Genomic DNA, 22196 nt, shown 5'->3' with positions numbered 1-22196 from the left:
ATCACTAATGTAAAGGATACTTTCAAGGAGTTAGGCTAAATTTAGATGTTTTGTTGACTGGTAATGTCAAGAGTTTAGTGTGAAAAAATAAAAAGGCAAATTAGGCCGCACCTTTCCTTTGGGGTTTGCCCTCCAGCTCAATTCCATTTTTAAGGATATAAAAGCCAGCAATCTGTAACAGGCACTACAATCTCCATTGGTTTTGTTCTTCTTTTAAATTCTTTGTTTAAACGTTCAATAATGTTAGTCGTTCTTAATGAAATCCAGTCCTCTTTGGGAAAACTAAAGAAAGTCAAACAACAATTTACCGACTGCGATAATGATTTTACTGCTGATGGAATTTCTTTTTCCCATTTCTCATAAAAACTCTTATAAAAATCTGTCGCCTTATCCTTTGACGATGCATAAAATATAGACCTTAAATCATCCGCCACATCCTTTCTCAGCTTATTAGGAACCTTCGCTAAAACATTTCTTGCCACATGAATCTGACACCTCTGGACGTTTGCTTTTGGAAACTCTTCAATAAATACCTTGTCTAATCCGGGGAGACCATCCGTAATTCCAGGCAATACTGTTGAAGCATCAGCAGTGGGAACCATAGTAATTGACGTCACTGCTACAGTTGTGCTTAGCATCAATAGTTTTTTATCGGTTGGGGTTTGCGCTAATAAGCTTTTAGCCTGTGCATCATATGATTTTAAATCTTTTTCTACAGATTTTCCTTGCAGAAATTTCATCTTAACCTCCCTTTTTTTATATCTATTCGTACAATTCAACCTGACAATAATAATGCGATAAAAGGACAAAACACTATCGTTTTTTGTTGCCGCTGGGATGATTTTATTAAAGCGTTTCTTTGCCGGATTTGACAAAAAGATAATAAAGAACTTAGTTGTATTAGTTCAATACATAAACTTTTACGTAGCATTCTTATATTTCACTTGTCTTACTTGAAAAATAAATATATGAATCACAACTAACATGAAAAAAACAAGAGGAAATATATTCTACTTTTTTATTTTTGACAAAACCATCTCTCTGTTGATACACTACTTTTATGCAAACTATCGAACGAGATTTAGATTTAACGGAAATTATTAACGGAGAGGAAATCATGGGCCCCAGTCCATTTATAAGACACCAAAAAATTGTATCACGAATAGCAAGTAAGATTTTTTCTTACATTGAGACAAACGGCCTGGGAGAGTTATATTTATCCCCCCTTGACGTAATCTTTGAGGAGGGAATAAACAGACTTCAGCCTGACTTGTTATTTATAAAAAAGTAACATGCCGATATTGAAAAGGATTGGGTAAGAGGCGTGCCGGATATGGTGTGTGAAATAGTATCTTAGGGCAGTTACGAAAAAGATACCGAGGTTAAGAAGGCTATCTACGAAAAATACAAGGTGCCGGAATACTGGATAGTCATGCCGGAGTTGCAAACTATCCAAATATTAGCCATTGAGGGTGACAGGTACAGGCTCCATTGTGTTGCAGCATTTGAGGGCGTAGTAACATCTAAAGTCATAGACGGACTTCAAATTAACCTCATTGACATATTCGACTAACCCGCCTTAAGTTTTTTACCACTTGAAATTCTGTCCTCCTCTCCTATATAATATTAGCAAACTTGCTTAGTTTGTATTGTAAGTAAGTAGCATAAAATTGGGGGATTATAATTTTGGAAACAACAGCGGATATGAGTCTGACACAAAATGCACTAAAAGTGCTTCAAAAGCGGTACTTAAAAAAGGGTGAAAACGGTGAGCCTGTTGAAACTCCGCATGATATGTTCACTCGTGTTGCACATGCGATAGCCTCAAACGATTTAAACTATGGGAAGAGTTTTTCCGACATGGAGCAGTTGGAAAGGGATTTTTACGAGATGATGGCCGATATGGCCTTTCTCCCAAACTCTCCTACGTTAATGAACGCAGGCAGGCGGCTGGGACAGTTAAGCGCATGCTTTGTTATTCCGGTTGAAGACTCAATGGAGAGCATATTTGAAGCGGTTAAAAACGCTGCTTTAATTCATAAATCAGGGGGCGGCACGGGATTTAGTTTCTCTCGTCTTAGGCCATCAGGAGATGTTGTCGGTTCAACCAAAGGGGTCTCATCCGGACCCATATCGTTTATGACCGTGTTTGATACGGCAACTGAGGCGGTTAAACAGGGCGGCACCCGCAGGGGCGCCAACATGGCTATCTTAAGGGTTGACCACCCCGATATAATTGAATTTATAACGTGTAAGGAAAACAGCCACAGGCTTAATAATTTTAATATATCTGTAGGACTTACTGAAAAGTTTATGAATTCCGTCTCGGAAGATGGCGAGTACGAGCTTATTAATCCAAGAAGCGGCAAAGCGGTTAAAAAAGTAAGCGCAGGCTTTGTGTTTGATCTCATTGTAAAGCACGCATGGCAAAACGGAGAGCCTGGTATCGTGTTTCTTGACAGGATAAACGAGTCAAACCCAACCCCGCACCTGGGTTTGATTGAATCCACTAATCCTTGCGGCGAGCAGCCTCTTTTGCCCTTTGAGTCCTGCAACCTGGGCTCGCTAAATCTCTCAAAGATGCTTAAAAAATCATCCGCCGGCACAATGGAAATTGACTACAACCGCATCAGGGAAATCACCCACAAGGCTGTTCATTTTCTTGATAACGTCATAGATTTAAACAAGTATCCTCTTAAAAAGATAGAGGAAATGACAAAGGGAAACAGAAAAATCGGGCTTGGAGTGATGGGCTGGGCTGATATGCTTATACAGTTGGGGATTCCGTATAACTCCGAGGAGGCATTAACGGCGGCAGAGTCTGTTATGAAATTCATAAGAGATGAGGGACGAAACGCCTCGGAAGCGCTTGCTGAGGAAAGGGGAGTGTTTCCTAACTTTGAAGGGAGTATTCATGACGGAAAGAGAAAACAAAGAAACGCTACCATTACAACGATAGCTCCAACCGGTACGCTATCCATCATTGCCGGGTGTTCATCGGGTATAGAGCCGATATTTGCCGTCTCTTATGTAAAAACGGTAATGGACGGCACCAGATTATACGAGGTTAATCCATGGTTTGAAAAAACATCAAAAGAGCGCGGGTTTTATTCGTTAGACCTTATGGAGGATATTTCACTAAGGCCATCAATTGCAGAGGTGTCCGACATTCCGGCAGACGTCAGGAAAGTGTTTGTCACAGCGCATGACATAACCCCGGAGTATCACATAAAGATGCAGGGAGCATTTCAGAAGTTTGTGGATAATGCTGTGTCAAAAACAGTTAATTTTTCATCTGGAGCTACAACCGATGATGTTAAAAGGGCGTATATGCAGGCGTTTAAACTGGGCTGTAAGGGTGTGACGGTTTACAGAGACGGCTCACGCGAGGGTCAGGTGCTTACTACCTCATCCCACCATGAACCAACGGCAGCAGCGCTCAGTACCACAACTGTTGATGCTCAGGTAAGTGCTCAACAGAAACTGACACCGCGCAAGCGCCCTAAGCTGATTAAAGGCTCTACCGAGTCCATACTGACAGGCTGCGGAAATCTCTATGTTACGATAAATGAAGACGAAAACGGCTTGCCATTTGAAGTGTTTAACCACATCGGGAAAGCCGGAGGGTGTGCGTCAAGCCAGTCGGAGGCGATAGGACGGCTTGTTTCTTTGGCGCTTAGATGTAACATAGCTCCGGATGAGCTTATAACTCAGCTTAAAGGGATATCCTGTCATCAGCCTATATGGGCAAACGGCGGTAAAATATCCTCTTGTGCAGATGCAATAGCTAAGGCAGTGGAAAATTACTGCAGCCACAGCAAAAATTCTACCGAAAAACCAAAGTCTAATGTAAACATGTCTATGGGAGCATGTCCAGAGTGTGGCGGAGTGGTTGAGCACGAAAGTGGCTGTGCAGTGTGTCACGACTGCGGCTACACTAAGTGTATGTAAGGTACAGGCTCTAGTGTGTTAGTAGGGTTGACAGGGAATTTCGGCTCTGGCAAATCAACTGTTCTTGAGATGTTTAAAGCGCTTGGGGCTATAACAGTAAGCTCCGATGAGATAGTTCACAGACTTTTATCAGAAACGGACATAAAGCTCAGGGTTAGGGAGCTTCTTGGTGATGTCTTTGACAGTGCCGGAAACATTGATAAACCAAAGACCGCAGCCATCGTGTTTAATAATCCTCAATTGCGCCGGGAACTTGAGACGATAATTCATCCTTTAGTGATAGCTGAGATAAAGCGTAAGGCCTCGTCAAATACAGATAAGGTGGTAGTTGCCGAAATACCGCTTCTTTTTGAAGGTAATTTTACCAGAGATGTTGATAAGACAATAACGGTAATAAGCGACATTGAGGTAGTTGAGGAGAGGCTTAAAAACAGGGGATTTAGTACTACGGACATAAAGAGCAGACTATCGGCACAAATACCGCAAGACAGAAAAGTTGCGTTATCTGACTTTGTTATAGATAATTCCGGTAATCCTGAGGAAACCAAATCTCAGGTGACTGCTATATATGAAAAACTTACTGGAATGTTAGAAGAAAAAGTAGTAGGGAAAGGGCTTTGCCCTCTCCCTTAAACCCTCTCCCACACGGGGAAATGATTCCCCCGTGACCCCCCGGTTTTTGGGTTAGCGATTGGTTGGTTTTATCTGATGTTTTGTTGGTTTACTTATGGGTAAAGAATTTTTTAACCGGCGTTCCGCCGCTTAAAAAGTCTTATTGCGAGCTCCGCCCGCACAACAGACGAGCAGATAAAAAGATTTATGTTATCCCGCCTCATACCGAGTTGCAACCTAAACTATAATTTAAAGAGGAGATTACTCACACCTCAAGGTGATTCCCCTGGTCGCTACGCTCCTCGTAATGACAGATAGGGATGCTCATGTACAGCCCCCTCCGTCATTGCGAACCCCCGCAGGGGATGTGGCAATCTCCTCTTTTGAGCGCAACTCGGTCTCAGTCTTTTATCGCCCGCTCGATACTATTTAATATCTCCTCACCTTTCTTTCTATATTCAAGCGCTTTGTCTTCATATCCTTTAATTTTCTCAAGTTCATTGCCAAGGTCTTTATAAGCTTCTCCTGTTGAATGTCTGTCACTTACCTTTTCATAAAGTTTGATCGCCTCAAATACCTTTTTAATTCCTTCATCTGTCTTGTTATTATTTATAAAACAACAACCTATACCCGCAATGCAGTGAGCCTCACCTGAAATGGTACCAACATCTTTGAACAACTGCAATGCTTGGTTATAAGACTTCATCGCCTCATCATTTCTTGATTCGTAACGATGAATATCGCCTATCCTCCATATGCAAGTAGCCTGTCCTAAAATATTAATATTATCGAATTTTTTGAACATCTGCAATGCTTGGTTATAAGACTCCATCGCCTCATCATTTCTTGATTCACTAAAATGAATGTCGCCTATACTAAATATGCAGTTAGCCTGCCCTAAAATGCTGCCAACTTGTTTGTAAAGCGACAACGCTTGATTATAAGAGTCCATTGCCTCACCTTTTCTTGATTCGTAAAGATGAATGTCGCCTATACTAAATATGCAGCTAGCCTGTCCTAAAATATCGCCAATCTGCTTGTAAAGCGGCAATGCTTGATTATAAGACTCCATCGCCTCCTTGTTTCTTGATTCGTACAAATGAATAAAACCCATCCAATAAATGCATTTAGCCTGCCCTAAAATATCACCAGCTTTCTTTGCAATTTCTTTTGTTTTATCTAAAAAAGACATCACATCTTTTGTTATTCCAACTAAGTGTGAAAAGTCAGTTAAATTACCAAGTATTTTAATAAGAGCATCTTTTTCTGACTTAGAAACCAGATACTCCAAAACTCTGAACATATCGGGAAGCTCGTTTATCAGGTCTTTAGGTTTTTTTTTGGCGGTTCCACTTTTGATATTATGATATTCCCTTGATTTCTCGATACATAAATCAATCCAACGATTTTTGACGCCATCATCTATTTCAGCCATTTTCTTAAACATTCCGTAAGCATAAGTTCTTATGGGAGCAAGCATGGTGAATATCTTTTCAGCAGAATATGATACTATAGACTTGTCTATAAGTGATTTGATAGTCTGCAATCCAAGCCCATGAATGATTTTATCTGCGTCAGCCCTTTTAAGTCCGGATGGAAAAAGAGAACAGACAAAAAACAGAAGCCTTTCAGTATCGTTTTTTATTTTAGAATAAGAAAGAGAAATACTTTTACAGATGCTCTGATTTCTATCAACACTTGTTTCATCTGATCCACACTCACCTAAAATACCAAGATTAAGATTTTTTAATTCGTTTGTCAAATCATCAACCCCTGAAACAAGGTTAGGCACGGCAAGTTCTATTGCTAATGGAATATCCCCTAATTCGTCAAGGAGTGCTTGTAAATCTCCTTTTTTCAAATCAACGGCTATCTTTTGGGCGACAACTAACTTGTTAAGAAGTTTCTCTGAATACTCCCTCTTTAGAGTTTCTACAGGTATGACATCTTCTGTTTTAGGTAAATTAAGCCTTATTCTGGTCGTAACTACGAGTTTCACATTGGGTGCATGTGGCAAAAGCGTTGTAATAAAATCTTTTACATTATCTTCATCTTTGCTTGTAAGCGGGTCCTCAAAATTGTCTAAAATTAAAAGGCAATTTCTTTCTTTTAGAAATTCAAACAGAGTGTCTTTTTTAGCATTTGTAGATTTAGCTACTGTAGAGTTCAGTGTTGCAATAAAACTGTCTAATGCTACAACGTCCTGAAACGAACAGAAGTAAACTCCGTCTTTAAATAAAGACAAAGACTCCGCCTTTTCCAGTAGAACTTGAGCGATAGTTGTCTTACCTACTCCAGGCGGGCCCCATAAGGTTATTAGGCGCCTTTTGGGATCTTTCAATAATGGTATTAAATCATTATTAATGAGTTCGTTACGGCCTAAAAATGTGCTATATGTTACCTGATGTGTATCGTAAGAAGTAACAATATTAGCTTTGTATAGGATTTTTGCTTTAGGGATTACATTGATGTTTATTTTAAATTCATCTGATTTAATATACCCTCCGTCTTCATCTAAATAAAAATCACAGTCACGTCCAATTCCATAACTGCCATCTTTTTTCTCAGCTAGTTTTCGCGGCCACCAATAAATTTGGGCATCAGTTTTATTAATAATAATTTTGCCGGCACTATAGCCGTGGATTCGTTTTGTTGAGCCATCAGGTAACTTTTCTATTTCAGACAAAGCAACTCCCTGAAGTTCTCGTTTGATCAGGCCTCCGCCCATTGAAGATAACGTAATGTTAGTATCATGCATATGTCCGAACAGATGAGCGTGAAATCTACCGGATGGAGCGATGTGCGATTTAAAATCTTTACGGACTGCATTGTCATCGCTTCCTCCGGTTAACCAATGTGGTGGATGATGAGTGATTAGGAAATTTACATGGTTAGCGGCACACCATGCTGGAATATTTTTATTACAAACTTTATGAATCTGTTCCACATCTACTGCGATATTGGTTTCATTAGCCCCATCAGTTAAATGTAAGAAAGCGGAATTTAGACCGATAAATCCAAACTTATAATCACACTTTTCAAAAGTAGCCGAAAAGTCACCGGGTAAGTGACCGGGCTGGATATTTTTGGCAAATGGCAATGTATTATATGTAATAAAAGTGAAATAGTGTTCAAAACTATTGTGAATAAATTTTCTGAGGTCGTAGTTTGTGTCATCAAAAAATCTTTTTCTTATTGCATCTTTTGTAAACCATAATCCAAGATTGTTAATGTTAGTATTGGTATCTATATCTGTAGCTCTGACTAAATCATGATTGCCGGGAACACACAGAAAGTGAGCATCTTTACAATATGACTTTTTAAACAGATCTTCTAAAAATTCAGTAACTTTGTCGAATTCTTCTTTTGAGCCGAATTTGGTTAAATCACCGGAGAAAATAACAACATCAAATGGGCCAGCCTTTTTATGAATACGATCTAAATCATTATATAATTCATTTTTAATCGTTGACCATTTAGCATTTGATACTTTTTCATTCCAATGTAAATCAGACAAATGTAACCAGCTAAACTCAGTGCCTGCCATCGCCTTATTACCCTCCCAAGGTGTATTTTATAAAGAATTAAGTCTATTATAACTCAATATATCCAATCAATGTAATAAGCAGATTTATTTTATCAGTTTGCAGTTAAAAATTGGTGTTATCGCGCGTTCTAAGAGGCTTGTGGTTTCATATGAATATCTCTTTGCGGGTAAGGAATTTTTATATTGTTTGAGTTGAATCTGTCCAGTATCCCAAGATTAATATCACTTTTTACGTTAGCGATTCCGTTTTGCGGATCACTTATCCAAACTCTCAGAGAGAGGTTTAACGAACTATCTGCAAATTCTATGAATCTGCAAACAGGCTCAGGGTTTTTCAATACCCGCGGTACACTCTTTGCCGCCTCTACGGTCAAATCCATTGCCAGTCTTACGTCGGAGTCATACGAGATACCCACAGGCAGCACAACTCTTATGCGATTGTCAGAGTGTGTCCAGCTTACCACCCGCTGATTTATCAGTTCCTCGTTTGGGATTATGTACTCTTTGCCGTCCCTTGTCAAAAGTGAAACGTATCTTGCCCTTAAATCTGTTATCCATCCAAATTTATCTCCCACCTCGATTACATCTCCCGGTTTTATGGATTTATCAATCAGCAGTATTATCCCGCTTATATAATTGGAAAAGATATTTTTTAGGCCAAAACCTATCCCAATGCCTAAAGCTCCACTAAAGTAATGAAGTGTTTGAAAGCTAAATCCTGCCATCTCAAGCCCGGCAGCTGCTGATATAACAATAACCAGAGTTTTTGACAGTTTTAAAAACAACACCTCAAGTGTCGGGTTCAGGCTGGATTTTTTTGAGATTTTTACTGAAATACTATCTACTATGAAATTGCCGACATAAAATACTACTGTGGTTAGTGCAACACCTTCTATAATGGTCAACATGCTGATTTTTTTGTTTGTAAACATGAAACCTATATTGTCCAGCAGTGCCATAAGAGGGGTCAGCAAATCTAAAATATTAAGACATGTAAGTACCAAAACCACGATTTTTACAGCCTTTGCAAGTTCCCTCTTCTTTATAGCTCTTGATACAATGCTTATGGCTATCCATGCAATGTAGATGTTTGCAGCCAGTTGTAAAATTTTGGTTTTATGGTGTAATTCCACCGATATGTGACGGGCAAAAAGAAGCAGCAGAGCTGTAATAATGCCGCTTAAATGGTCTGATATATTTCTTATAACAGGCGCATAAATGCTTTCAGCCATGTTAAGCCTGTCTATGGATTTTTTAACAAAGGAATTTACCGGTTTTTTGAAAATACTTACAAAAACTATTATAGCAGCTATCAACAAAATCTCAATCAGTGAGGTAAGGACTAAGACATTTACTTTTAACCACAGAAACTGAGTGTTAAAGAACCTGAGCAATGTATCCTGAGATAAAAAACTTATGATATTATTCCTGATTTTTTAGCGGTTCAGTGTTTGTGTCTTTTGGCGCTTCAGGCTTGGCATCAGTTGCCGCCTCAGGGTTGGCACCGGACTCAGGTTGTGGTTTAGTATCAGGTGCGGGCTCAGGTTTTTTCTCCGGCTCTTGCTTAGTATCGGCTGGTGGCACTGGTTTTACGTCAGGCTCCGGTTTTTTATCGGGTTCAGGTTTTTTTTCTGCATCAATATTTGGTTTTGTACCGGCTGCAGGTTCTGATTTTTTCTCAGACTCAGATTTTGTGTTTTTAGAGGGTTCCTTCGACAAGCAGGAAATCCTTCCGTCTTTTGAATAACAAGACGCCCACGCTCCAAAAACCATACAACGTCCGCTGCAGCCCCTGATTTCCTTATTGCATATATTTGCTAACTCATTGTAATCGTAACAAAACTGACAGGTCATAAACAAGTTCTCACATAGAGGCACAATGACAGAACCCTTAAGGTCAAACGGCTTTTGATAACCAAAACACGAGACTCTTGTAGATACACACACTGGTGTACATGCAGCAGCTAAAAATAACAGCAAAACACAGGCCATTAAGACAACAAAAAACCTTATTCTTTTCATTTTCCCTCTAGAGTGCTCCCCTGTAAGATTGCACAGTTTTTATCCATTTTTAAGTATTTTACAGATGGCATCGGCAACACCGGAGGTTCCTACGGCAGTTGTGTCATCCGGTTTTGGCTTCATGTCATAAGTTACATCTTTACCCTCTCTGATTATTTTAGCTATAGCGTTGTCAAGTGCAACTGCAGCATCTTTCTCCCCAAGGTGGTTTAACATCATTATAGCTGATAACATCATAGCGATGGGATTTACCTTGTTAAGCCCCTTATACTTAGGGGCGCTTCCGTGAGTGGCTTCAAACACTGCCATCTCGGCTCCAATGTTGGCCCCGGGCGCAAGCCCCAGCCCCCCTATCAGACCCGCTGCTAAATCCGACACCACATCCCCATACAGATTTGGCAGCACTAACACATCATACTGCTCCGGTTTCTGTACAAGCTGCATACACATATTGTCTATGATTCTGTCTTCAAACTCAATGTCAGGATATGACTCGGCTACTTTTTTTGATACCTCAAGAAACAGGCCATCGGAAAACTTCATTATATTTGCCTTATGCACCGACGTCACTTTCCGCCTGCCATGGGCACGTGCGTAGTCAAAGGCAAATCGCACTATCCTTTCCGTACCAAAAACGGAAATCGGCTTTATACTTATTCCTGAATCGTTTCTTATTGTTTTACCAGTTTTGGACTTTATAAACTCTATCAGTGACAGAGTGTTTTCATCGTCTTTTTTAAACTCAATTCCTGCGTAGAGGTCTTCGGTGTTTTCTCTAACTATTACTATATCAACCTCAGGAAACCTGGTGCGTGCCCCCTCATAAGCTTTACATGGCCGTAGGCAGGCATAAAGATCAAGCTCCTGCCGCAAAGTAACGTTAACGCTTCTAAAGCCTCCGCCTACAGGAGTGGTTACGGGGCCCTTTATTGCCACCTTGTTTTTCTTTATACTCTCTATAACTCTTACTGGCAGAGGACTGCCCTCGGCCTCAAACACATCAATCCCCGCATTTTGCACATCCCAGTTAAACTTTACTCCGGTAGCTTCAACAACCCTGACGACAGCCTCGGTTATCTCAGGCCCTGTGCCGTCTCCGGGAATTAATGTCACATTGTGTATCATAAATCCACCCTCATAATCTCTCTCACTTCATCGGGATTACTGGCTATAAATTTTAACTCATCATCGGTCAGCGGTTTTTGAGTGTGCAGGTTTGCGTACTGGACAAGCTCAAGTATGTCGCGTGCCTCATCGTCGTTACTGAAGTAAACGCCGAGGTTATCGTAAACGTGGCGAAATCCCTTTATTCCTCCATAGGCGCCGGTTGTTATGACCCGGCCTGTGCCCAGTAAATCAGAGTGCCCGCGTCCAACGTCTTCGGGGTCATAGAGTTCATAGTTTCTTCTGTCTTTTAGTGCGCCGTCTGCGTGAATCCCTGACTCGTGGGCAAACACGTTAGCACCAACTCCGGGCTGGTTTATGGGAAGAGGAAGGCCAAAGGCATACGAGGCATACTTAGCTATCCTCCACGAATGCTTTAAGTTAACCGTATCCTCAAGATAAACCCTGTCACTGAAGTGGTTAGAATACTTTAGTGCAAGTAAAATGGATACAAGGTCTGCATTGCCTGACCTTTCGCCATAGCCGTTAACTGTGGTATTTATATAGGTGTCCATGCCGCACACCGTGGCTCCTCTTGCTCCGGCTATTGAGATTGCCTCAGCCATGCCTAAATCGTTATGACAGTGCATTTCTATCGGGAATTTTGTTTTTTCGGATAGTTCTTTTATCTTTTCATAGATTGAGATAGGCCCCTCAGCGCCTAAAGTGTCGCAGTACCTGAAGCGGTCTGCTCCTGCCTCTTTGCCAGCAATGATAAACTCCTCTATCTTGTCCAACTCAGTCCGTGAGGCATCCTCTGCGTTTACCCCGATGGTTTCCACCCCATGATCACGAGCCACTTTTACGGCCTTTACCATTTGATCTACAACGTCTTTAAAGGTTTTCTTGCCCATGAACTTGCCTCGTATTAAAATATCTGAAGTAGAGGCTGAGATGTTTAAGTGCTTAATCTCAGGGCAGTTCTTAAATGTTAACTCAATATCCTCAGTGACAGCCCTGCACCAGCCCTCAAGATGAATCTGTTTGATAACTCCTTTTTTAAACAATTTGAGATTGGCATTAATGTAGCCAATTTCATGCTTAAGTGTAGGGAATCCTACCTCACTTTGAAAAATTCCCATCTCGTCCAGATACAGATTCAGCATGGTCTTGGAGAGCTTTGGCAACAGTATCCTTGAAGTCTGAACACCATCTCTGTTGGTTACGTCAATTATGTGGACAGTGCTGTTTGGTTTTTTACTTTCCATTTTTTCCCTCAAATGCTATTTTTTCTTGGAATTAAGTGTAACATTTAATAAAAAACAATATCAAGCCTGATTTTTTTAGTTTTTTTCTTAGTTTTATTCAAAATTAGGCGATAGAATGCTACTTTGTATTATTTGACTGTTGTTAATTTATTTTCAACAATAGCACTGACCATATCGGCAATGGTGGCACGCTCTGGCATGATGTCAACCTTTAGGCCGTGTTTTTCTATAGCTTTTTTAGTTACCGGACCTATGACGGCAATGGTTACACCTGAAAGGAGTTCTGTGAGGCTACCGCTTACAGAGTCAAGAAGGTTTGTAAACGTGGCTGCAGATGTAAAGGTGGCGGTTGTGATTCTACGCTCTCTTAGGAACCGTTCAAGCCGCTTTATATGGGGTATTTGATTTATTGCCCTGTATGTCACAGGGGTATCGATGTAACCTCCAAGCGCTCTTACACGCTCAGGAAAAGTCTCTCTTGCCTTTTCAGCCCGTGGCAGTAAAAACCGTTTGCTCTTTATCCCGTTTTTGCTTTCAAATAGTTTAATTAAGCCCTCTGCGTTAAACTCATCCGGCATTTCATCCACTCGCATCCCGTATTTTTCAACTGCCTCTTTCGTTTTTATTCCTATCGCACAAATTCCTATCCCTTTGAGGTCTCTTATGTCGTGAGCTTTCTCCAGTAAGCGTTTAATAAAATAGTCAACTCCGCTTGAGCTTGTAAATATCAGCCAATCGTAACTTTCGACATTGTCTATGGCTGCGTCAAGTTCATCAAAGCTTTCAGGCAGCACAATTTTAATTGTTGGAAACTCAAAGATTTCGGCTCCCAGCGACTCAAGCGGTTCATACTCAGCGCTATAGGGTCTGGTGATTAAAATTCTTTCACCAAATAGCGGCCGTGTTTCAAACCAATTGAGAGTATCTCTGAGAAGTACCGTGGTGCCTACAACCATGATGGCCGGAGGCCTTATATGTTCAGCCTGCGATAGTGATGCGATGTTTTGTAAAACACCGGTTATCGTTGTCTGCTCAGGCCGTGTGCCCCAGCGGATTACGGCTGCCGGTGTGTCGGCGCTTTTACCGTGCTCTATAAGTTTTTGTGTTATAAAAGATAAATTCTTGACTCCCATTAGAAACACCAGAGTGTCAAACCCTCCGGCAAGTGCCTGCCAGTTAATTCTGCTCCCTGTCCTTGTTTCATCCTCATTTCCGGTAATCACGGCAAACGAGGACGAATGCTTCCTGTGCGTTATGGGAATACCTGCGTAGGCCGGAACACTGATAGCTGAGGAGACACCGGGGATTATCTCAAACTCTATCCCGTGGCTTGCCAAAACCTCAGCCTCCTCACCACCCCTGCCAAACACAAACGGGTCTCCCCCCTTTAATCTGCAAACCGATTTCCCTGCCAGTGCAAGTTGCACAAGGGCTGCATTTATGGCATCCTGATTCATATCGTGATGTCCGCCGCGCTTTCCGGCATATACAAGCTCGGCACCCTCTTTGGCATAGTTAAGAATTTGAGCGTTTATGTGGAAATCATACACAATAACATCTGCATTTTTAAGGCATTTTAATGCCTTCACTGTCAGTAGCCCGATGTCTCCCGGGCCGGCTCCGGTTAAATATACCTTACCTTTGGGGTCAGCGACCCCAGGCGGTTTTTTGCTACACCGTATCATTTTTCATATACCTCATCTAATATTTCCTTTGCGCCCTTTTTTAGGAGTTCATTAGCAAGGGATACTCCAATTGCCTCAGCATCCACTGTACGGCCTTCTCTGACTCCGCGTATTATTCTGTCTCCGGTGACACTGCCTACAAGAGCGTAAAGCCTCAGTAGTTCGTTTTCATACAGTGTTGCATGAGCCGCTATAGGAACCTGACAACCCCCCTGAAGTTTTCTTAAAAGCGCTCTCTCTGCTGACACGCAAAGCTCAGTCTCTTTGTGGTTTAACAAATCGGCAATTGGATTTACAACACTGTCATTTGTGCGGCACTCTATTCCCACTGCCCCCTGCCCTATTGCTGGCAGACACACAGAAGGAGCAAGTTTTTCGGTTATACGCGCAGAGAGACCAAGTCTGTTTAGGCCAGCACAGGCTACTATTATAGCATCAAACTGCCCCTCATCAAGTTTTCTGACACGGGTATCAAGGTTGCCTCGTAATTGGTGTATTTCTATATCCGGTCTGAGATTCAAAAGCTGGCAAGCACGCCTTAAACTGCTTGTGCCTATTTTTGCGCCATGTGGCAGCTCCATAAATTTCAGGCCGCTCCTGCTTATGAGCGCATCCTCAGGTGCTTCACGCTTTAAAATTGCTGCCAGATGGAGTCCTTCAGGGAAATCCACCGGTACATCTTTCATACTGTGAACGGCAAGGTCACACTCATTGCCAAGGAGCGCCTCCTCTATCTCTTTGACAAAAAGCCCTTTTCCGCCAACTTTTGAAAGCGGCACGTCAAGGATTTTATCTCCGGTTGTTTTTATTGTCTTAAGCTCTATTTTAACGCCTGGTTGGACCCTCTCAATTTCAGATTTAACCCAGTTGGCCTGCCAAAGAGCCAGCTTACTGCCGCGAGTGCCTATTATAAGTTTTATTTTTTCCATAACTTGTATTAGATTCCTTTCCATTTGAAGTGGGTAGGATGATTTAATCAAAATGCTTTTTTCATTTTATTTGTCATCTAATTCTAACGAGTGACGCAAAAGGATGTCAAGGTTAAAATACACGGCTGTCAATGTAAAGTAGAAATAACCGTTTCTTATTAAAGTGAAATTGTTCAAAACAGAGGGGCTGCACTAATAAAGAGACATAACAACGATTAAAAGAGCATTTGTTCTGAATATTCCTTTTATGCTACTATAAGTGGTGAATATTACTGTAGAAATAACCTCTGTGTCTTCAAAAAACAAAAGAGATATTCTGTTTAATTACTACCCGTCTCATAGTGTTGACGAAAAGAGCATTCAAGATGCTCTTAACTCTTCAAAGTTAAATCATTGGGCTGATAATGACATAGAGGGAGCAAAGCTCGGGAAAATACTCTTTGATATTCTTAACGGTACAGGCGGAACATTAGCCTCAAAAATTACCGAGGCTTCAGATAACGACGAGATTCTGAATATATACTTGAAACTTCCACCGGAGATTAGTGATTTGCCGTTTGAATTAATTAATAACGGAGGGTTTCTGCTTCTTACCCACAAAATCAATATTTTCAGGCTGGCAGCGTTGCGTGGAAAAGACAAAAGACGAAAACCCAACAACAGCCCTCTGAAACTTCTATTTATGGCCTCATCTCCTCAGGGTGTAAAGCCTGTGCTTGAGTACGACAAGGAGGAGGAGCTAATTCTTGAAAAAATGGGGCGCACATACCTGTTGATATAACAGTGGAGGATTCCGGCTCTATAGACGGCTTGTATGATACTCTGTTCGAAATTAATGGCAGCGACATAGTCCATATGAGCGGTCATGCCACTATTGATAAAGACAAAAACCCTGTGTTTTGTATGGAAGATGAAACAGGCAATCCCGATATGGTGACACATGAAAGGTTATGGGAAAAGCTGGAAAGTTTTAAGCCCAAAATGCTATTTCTCTCCGGGTGTTTGACAGGAAAGGGGGATGGCTCAGGTCAGTCTTTTGCATACAAGATGGTGCAGGCTGGAATTCCCATAGTGCTTGGCTGGGGGCTGTCGGTTTATGATTTTAGCGCAACTCGAATGGGAGCGGAGCTTTATAAAACCATCGCAGAGGGCAAGGGTATCGCCGAAAGCATTATAAAGACACGGCAACTATATAAAGACAGTTACCATTCGTGGCATATCCTGAGGGCATTTACTGATGAAAGCCCGCTTGTGCCGATAGTAACCCCCGGACAGAAGTTAAAATATTTGCCACGGCGAAAGCTGCTTTATAAGTTTTTGGGGGATTCGCAGGTTAAAGTGCTTGAAACCGGATTTGTTGGCAGGCGGCGATACTTACAGCATGGAATTAACATTCTAAAGGGAAAAGAACACAATAAGTTTGGGTTGCTTATCCGGGGTGTGGCAGGAGTCGGGAAAAGCACTCTCTCCGGTAAACTCGTAGAGCGGTTTAAAGACAGGGAATTAATCGTGCTTCATGGTGAGTTTAGTAAAGTTGATATACTTACAAAGATTAGGGATTTGGTAGAAAGAAAAAAAAATGAAAAAGGCTTAAATATCCTAAAATCGGATATGGGTTATAATGAGCAAATAAAAGAGTTAATGAAAGATGTATTTAATGAAATTCCCGTAATATTTTTGTTTGACGATTTTGAGCCAGTGCTACGCTCGGTTAATGGCGAATTCCGTATAACGCCTGACGCCCTTGACGCTATGAGGCCGCTGTTTTACTCTGTGGACTGGGCGGAGCATGTTACAAACATTATAATCACAAGCCGGTATAACTTCAAACTTGAATTTGAAGGAAAACGCCTAAATGAAAAGCTATACGATATGCCGCTAATATCCTTTACCGGAGCAGATTTAAAGAAAAAAACCGACAGTCTTGAAAACATTGCTAAAAGTAAGAACAAAAAATTATACATCGAATATGGCCACGGCAATCCCCTGCTTCTTGAGTGGCTGGATATAATTGCAAAGGACGAACGCAAATATGACGTCGCAGAGCTTGAAACAAAATTGAAAGACAGAAACGAGGATTTCGTCAGAGACTATCTTTTAGATTTAATAACCGAAACTGAGGGAGAGGAGTTTAAAACTTTTATAAACAAATCCGCCGTCTTTAGAACACCGGTTGGTGAAAATGCTTTTACTACGTATGGTGATAAAACTCTGCTGGAAAAAGCTGTAACCATGACATTTATGGAAAAGGAGCAGATAGGACAAAATGATTCTTACTATTGGGTAACCCCTGTATTACGAGACATGATGTGGGATAAACTCGATGATGCCGAAAAGCTTAAAATTCACGATCTTGCTTATAACTGGTATGATGGTGAAGTTGAAAAGAGCAAGGAAAACGATACAAAACCAGACCCAAAGTATTTGGAGGAGGCGTTATACCACGCCACAAAAACAGATAATATTTTCGGCGCTTGTAAGCATGCAGTTTCATTAGGAAATCACATGAAAGACTTGTTAATCTACAGAGAGACAGCGTCCATGCAAAAGGAAATAGCAGAAAAAATAGACGATGCGGTTATTGAAAAAGCTATAGAGTCAAAAGATAGCAATGTGGCTGTTTTGCTTAATGATTATGGATTTATTTTGGACGACCTTGGTGAATATGAGAAAGCTAAAGAGTATTACGAGAAGGCTTTAAATATATATTCAATGTTTTTTGATGAAAGCCATCCATCTGTTAAAAATACACGTGACAATTTAGCATTGACACTTGAGGCACTGGAAAATGCAAAGCAAGGCAAAGGGAATCATGTATATTTTAAATCCCTTACCTTTAAAAATATACGATGCTTTAAAGAAAAACAGAAGCTGGACTTAAGCGCCAATGAGAATGATTTTGTAAAGTGGACCATTATTCTTGGAGAAAATGGCACAGGAAAAACTTCACTACTTTGGTTTTTGTCACAGGCGGCATCTGATATAAATTCCAGAAAATCTAATCAAGATCTCCCTAAAAACGTTTCCTATAAGGTTACTGGAGATTTTTCTAAGGGTGTGAATATAAAGATGAATTGTTTTGCCTACGGAGCTGGCAGGCGCTTTTCTCCGACAGAATTTCATGAAGAACCTGATAAAAATGCAAGTGATAAGATTTTAGTTGACAATACAGATTTGAAGAACCCTGAAGAATGGCTTTTGCTAGCCGACTATGCAGCAATTAAGGAATCGGACGTACAGAAGGCGGCAATCGCTAAAAGAGATAAAGTAAAAGAGATATTAATAAATGTACTACCGGACGTTAACAATATCGAGATTAATCCAGATAAAACAGCACCTGATAGAAACGAGGTTAAGTTTCACACTCCCTACGGCGAGGTATTTCTTAAGGATTTAAGTTTAGGCTACAAAACTATGGCTGCTTGGATGGTTGACCTTACACGCCGCCTTTTCGACCTTTATCCAGACAGTAACGACCCGCTGTCTGAGCCTGCTGTTGTACTGGTAGATGAAATAGACCTGCACTTACATCCTGCATGGCAAAGAGAATTAATAAACTTCTTAAACAGCAGATTTACCAAAACCCAATTTATAGTGACCTCCCATAGTCCGCTAATAGTTCAGGGTAATAATGAGGCTAACATTGTTTTATTAAGAAAAGAAGGTGATCACGTAGTTCTTGACAGCAGCCTCAAACACATAAGCAGTTGGCGTGTAGATCAAATACTTACAAGCGATATATTTGGTCTTAAATCAGCTTGGCCTAAAAGCAAGGAGGAGCTTCTCAATAAACGTAAGGCAATACTTTCAAAATCAGAACTGTCCGATGACGATGAAAAACGACTGGAAGCAATCGAAGAAGAACTTGGCTATTTGCCGGTAGGTGAAACACCCCGCGATATAGAAGCGATGGATATAATACGAAAAGCCGCAGACTATATAAAAAAAAATGATCAGGATAAAAAAACAACAAACGCCTCCTAAAATCCTTGCGACTAAAGGAGTAGAAAAAACTCAGGAGTTATGCAACGAGTTTAATGAAAATAAAGAGTATTATATTAGTGGGGTTCAAACTTTTAAGTTTCAAAGAGAACTTTATGGTGATGAAGAAGTAAAAAAAACTTTAATCGAGGCACAACATGGTAAGTGTTGTTTTTGCGAATCGGACGTAACTCATATAAGTCATGGTCATGTGGAACATTTCAGACCAAAGGGCGGCTTCAAACAAGACATAGATTCAGTGCTTAGAAGGCCCGGTTATTATTGGCTTGCTTACGATTGGTCAAATCTCTTTTTTTCTTGTGAAAAATGCAATCAAAGTAAGGCAAATCGTTTCCCTCTTGAAAACCCCAACAACAGAGCACTAACACATGACGACAAAATAGAAGACGAGAAGCCTTTACTGATTAATCCGGCTGCCGATGACCCTGAGTAGCATATTTCATTTAGAAAAAATGTAGCTTATCATCTAAATAATAGTAAAAAGGGTAAAGAATCAATCGAAGTATATGGTTTAAACAAAAACGAAGCGCTTGTTGAAGAAAGACGTGAACATTACGAAAGAATACTTCTAATATATAATTTAGCAAAAGGGTCCCCGAATACTCTGCATAAAAAACAAGCAGAAACACAATTAAAAAAAGATCAGGAGGAAACTTCAAAATATTCCTCTATGATTAAAGCAATGTTTAGGAAAATGGCTAAACAGTAATCACCTCTGTGCCCATGTAGTGGCACAAAGCTTCGGGGATAACGACAGAGCCGTCCTTTTGCTGGTAATTTTCCAGTATAGCGCAAAGAGTGCGCCCGATAGCAAGTCCTGAGCCGTTTAACGTGTGCACCAACTCTGTCCCCTTTTTGTCCGGTCTTTTAAACCGTATGGCGGCGCGTCTTGCCTGAAAATCTTCAAAATTAGAACATGATGAAATCTCCCTGTAACGGTTCTGGCCGGGAAGCCACACCTCAAGGTCATAGGTCTTAGCCGATGAAAATCCCATATCTCCGGTACATAGGAGCACTCTTCGGTAAGGAAGTTTTAAAGTCTCCAGAATGCTTTCTGCAACCTCTGTCAGCTCCTCGTGATAGCGGTAAGAATCCTCCGGTTTGGTAAACATAACAAGTTCCACCTTGTTAAACTGATGCTGTCTTATGAGCCCCCGCGTGTCTTTGCCGTGAGAGCCGGCCTCCGCCCTGAAACACGGTGTATAGGCTGTGTAGCGAATCGGAAGCTCCTCGTCTTTAAGTATCTCATCCCTGTGGATGTTTGTTACGGGAACCTCGGCTGTTGGGATCAGATAGAACTCCGGCTCAGCCGTGCGAAACAGCTCCTCTGCAAATTTGGGTAACTGTCCGGTTGCCGTCATGCTTACCCGGTTTACCAAAATAGGGGGGAAAATCTCTGTGTAGCCCCGCTTTACGTTATGGTTTAACATGAAATTCATAAGCGACCGCTCAAGCTTTGCCCCCAACCCTTTCATGAGGGCAAACCGTGCGCCTGCAATTTTAGCCGCCCGTTCAAAGTCTATTATGTTAAGCGCTGTGCCTATATCCCAGTGGTTAAGGGGTTCAAAATCAAATTTCTGCGGCTCTCCCCACTTTTTTATCTCCATATTCTCGGTCTCGTCTTTTCCCACGGGAACACTATCGTGTGGAATGTTAGGGATAAGAAGCATAGTTTCTGAGATTTTTGTTTCAATGCCGCTTATGTCCTCATCGAGGCGCTTTATGTGCTCTGACACTTCTTTCATGTTATTAACAAGGCTGTCGGCATTTTGCTTTTGCTTTTTGAGTTTGCCTATCTCATCAGAGACTACGTTTCTTTGGTTTCTCAACTCCTCAACCTCCATCTGAAGCGTCTTACGGCGCTGTTCAAGGTTGAGAAGCTCGCTTAGATCTATATTGGAATTACGTTTTTTAAGCGATTGGATTATTTTTTCAGGATTTTCCCGAATGTGTCTTATGTCAAGCATATTATTATTTATAACTCCTTATATAAAGCTGCATTCAATCGCCTAACTTCGTTGGCATCGTCAAAAGCTCCTCAACGTACTGAAAGTACGCCTACGTCACTTTCTCATTGCCGCCTTGTTATGCTTCTGACTGCAACTTTATATTTTTTATTTACAGAGATCAGCATTAAATATACTTTTTCAGAGCGTTAACAATTTGGGTGTCAAGGGTAGCGTCCTTTAGCAGACACTCAGCAACTGCAAGGTCCTTGCGTTTACTTTCACTTAAATCGCAGGGAGTTCCGCTTAGAAAAATAAACGGTATGTACAAATCCCTGTTTTTTACCTCTTGTGCAAGCTCTAAACCGCTCATTACAGGCATATTCATATCTGAGACGATAATGTCAAAAAACGACCCTTTATCTATAATGTCAAGCGCGTCTTTGCCGCTTGCAGCAGAAGTGACATCAAAGCCGCTTTCCGTCAGAAAAAATGATACCATCTCTCTTACCAATTCATCGTCATCTACCAATAACACCCGCCTGCCTGACAAAACAGCCTCCCTCTAATGTGTTTAGTATATAGACCAAATATAAGGTCAAATATAGTAACAAAAACCATGTGGGTTTATCAATTGCACTAAAATTCGGTGTTTAACCAAAATGAAAATGTCCTAATACCGAGTAGCCTTCATAGAGTTACTCTAAGATAAGGGAGGTTTGTCATAGAAGTGAGTCTATGCGGATCGTTATAGATGTCATTCAAAGCAGTGCAAAGTGTGTCTTCAAGTCTGTCAATGGATTGAAAAGCGGTATTATGAAGATACTTTTCTCTGACCTCTTCCCAGAGATGTTCTGTGGGGTTGAGCTCCGGTGAATGTGCGGGCTGAGGTATAAGTCGGATGTTTTCAGGCACAACAAGATTTTTAGACATATGCCATGCTGCCTGATCAACAACGATGATCATGAAATAAATTTGAAAATCTATAGAAACATGTCGAAGAAAGATATTCATTGTTTCTGTATTAGCGTATGGCAGGATAAGGGCTGTCATTTTCCCTAATGCCGGACAGATTGCAGCAAAAACATATTGACGCGGTGCTTTTGGTCGTAAGGCAGGTGGAGCCCATG

General features: G+C 41.0%; 17 protein-coding genes and 1 pseudogene. 7 read left to right on the top strand and 11 right to left on the bottom strand.

The genetic code is table 11. From position 1 onward, the window contains the following. Positions 1-66: 66 nt before the first annotated feature. Positions 67-566 (bottom strand): annotated as a pseudogene (locus tag HQK88_03785) (transposase). 494 nt (positions 567-1060) lie between these two features. On the opposite strand from HQK88_03785, the gene HQK88_03780 reads away from it, so the two are divergent. The 4 genes from HQK88_03780 (at position 1061) to HQK88_03765 (ending at position 4584) form a co-directional block, all read left to right on the top strand. Next, positions 1061-1291: a Uma2 family endonuclease gene (locus HQK88_03780; GenBank protein ID MBF0615923.1), complete on the top strand. Its 231-nt coding sequence runs from the start codon at positions 1061-1063 to the stop codon at positions 1289-1291. Between the two features lie 102 nt (positions 1292-1393). Continuing rightward, positions 1394-1573: a Uma2 family endonuclease gene (locus HQK88_03775; protein ID MBF0615922.1), complete on the top strand. Its 180-nt coding sequence runs from the start codon at positions 1394-1396 to the stop codon at positions 1571-1573. 131 nt (positions 1574-1704) lie between these two features. Beyond that, on the top strand, positions 1705-3951 hold the full coding sequence (locus HQK88_03770; GenBank protein MBF0615921.1) for a vitamin B12-dependent ribonucleotide reductase: 2247 nt from the start codon (positions 1705-1707) through the stop codon (positions 3949-3951). Positions 3952-3966: 15 nt separating this feature from the next. Continuing rightward, a complete protein-coding gene (locus HQK88_03765) occupies positions 3967-4584 on the top strand; it encodes a dephospho-CoA kinase (protein ID MBF0615920.1) in 618 nt (205 codons plus the stop codon). A gap of 379 nt (positions 4585-4963) precedes the next feature. Here HQK88_03765 and HQK88_03760 read toward each other — a convergent pair whose 3' ends face one another. The 7 genes from HQK88_03760 to hemC form a co-directional block, all read right to left on the bottom strand. After that, a complete protein-coding gene (locus tag HQK88_03760) occupies positions 4964-8110 on the bottom strand; it encodes a metallophosphoesterase (GenBank protein MBF0615919.1) in 3147 nt (1048 codons plus the stop codon). A 128-nt stretch (positions 8111-8238) separates the two neighbouring features. Continuing rightward, positions 8239-9504, bottom strand: coding sequence for a mechanosensitive ion channel (locus HQK88_03755; GenBank protein MBF0615918.1), 1266 nt, complete (start codon positions 9502-9504; stop codon positions 8239-8241). 28 nt (positions 9505-9532) lie between these two features. After that, entirely contained in the window at positions 9533-10132 is a 600-nt protein-coding gene (locus tag HQK88_03750) for a procyclic acidic repetitive family protein (GenBank protein MBF0615917.1), read from the bottom strand. A gap of 39 nt (positions 10133-10171) precedes the next feature. Next, positions 10172-11257, bottom strand: a complete 1086-nt coding sequence (locus tag HQK88_03745) for an isocitrate/isopropylmalate dehydrogenase family protein (protein ID MBF0615916.1) — start codon at positions 11255-11257, stop codon at positions 10172-10174. Next, positions 11254-12504: a homocitrate synthase gene (locus HQK88_03740; protein MBF0615915.1), complete on the bottom strand. Its 1251-nt coding sequence runs from the start codon at positions 12502-12504 to the stop codon at positions 11254-11256. Before HQK88_03740 ends, HQK88_03745 begins: the two co-directional genes overlap by 4 nt. A 128-nt stretch (positions 12505-12632) precedes the next feature. Next, positions 12633-14189: a uroporphyrinogen-III C-methyltransferase gene (gene cobA / locus HQK88_03735; protein MBF0615914.1), complete on the bottom strand. Its 1557-nt coding sequence runs from the start codon at positions 14187-14189 to the stop codon at positions 12633-12635. After that, on the bottom strand, positions 14186-15118 hold the full coding sequence (gene hemC / locus HQK88_03730) for a hydroxymethylbilane synthase (GenBank protein ID MBF0615913.1): 933 nt from the start codon (positions 15116-15118) through the stop codon (positions 14186-14188). Before hemC ends, cobA begins: the two co-directional genes overlap by 4 nt. Positions 15119-15407: 289 nt before the next feature. Between hemC and HQK88_03725 the strand changes: the two genes are divergently transcribed. Genes HQK88_03725 through HQK88_03715 form a run of 3 tightly spaced genes read left to right on the top strand, consistent with a single transcriptional unit; the run spans position 15408 to position 19553 of the window. Continuing rightward, entirely contained in the window at positions 15408-15899 is a 492-nt protein-coding gene (locus tag HQK88_03725; GenBank protein ID MBF0615912.1) for a hypothetical protein, read from the top strand. Positions 15900-15901: 2 nt separating this feature from the next. Beyond that, entirely contained in the window at positions 15902-19102 is a 3201-nt protein-coding gene (locus tag HQK88_03720; GenBank protein ID MBF0615911.1) for an AAA family ATPase, read from the top strand. Then, entirely contained in the window at positions 19068-19553 is a 486-nt protein-coding gene (locus HQK88_03715; protein MBF0615910.1) for a hypothetical protein, read from the top strand. Before HQK88_03720 ends, HQK88_03715 begins: the two co-directional genes overlap by 35 nt. Positions 19554-19818: 265 nt before the next feature. On the opposite strand, the gene serS is transcribed toward HQK88_03715, so the two are convergent. From serS to HQK88_03700, 3 genes are all read right to left on the bottom strand, one after another. Further along, positions 19819-21087: a serine--tRNA ligase gene (serS, locus tag HQK88_03710; protein MBF0615909.1), complete on the bottom strand. Its 1269-nt coding sequence runs from the start codon at positions 21085-21087 to the stop codon at positions 19819-19821. Between the two features lie 166 nt (positions 21088-21253). Beyond that, positions 21254-21619, bottom strand: coding sequence for a response regulator (locus tag HQK88_03705; GenBank protein MBF0615908.1), 366 nt, complete (start codon positions 21617-21619; stop codon positions 21254-21256). 137 nt (positions 21620-21756) lie between these two features. Next, a partial coding sequence (locus HQK88_03700; GenBank protein ID MBF0615907.1) for a transposase occupies positions 21757-22196 on the bottom strand: 440 nt, incomplete at its 5' end.

The organism is Nitrospirota bacterium, assembly GCA_015233895.1.
Taxonomy (GTDB): domain Bacteria; phylum Nitrospirota; class Thermodesulfovibrionia; order Thermodesulfovibrionales; family Magnetobacteriaceae; genus Magnetomonas.
The sequence above is the reverse complement of the archived record's forward strand: the minus strand, read 5'-3'. Positions and strand labels throughout refer to the sequence as shown.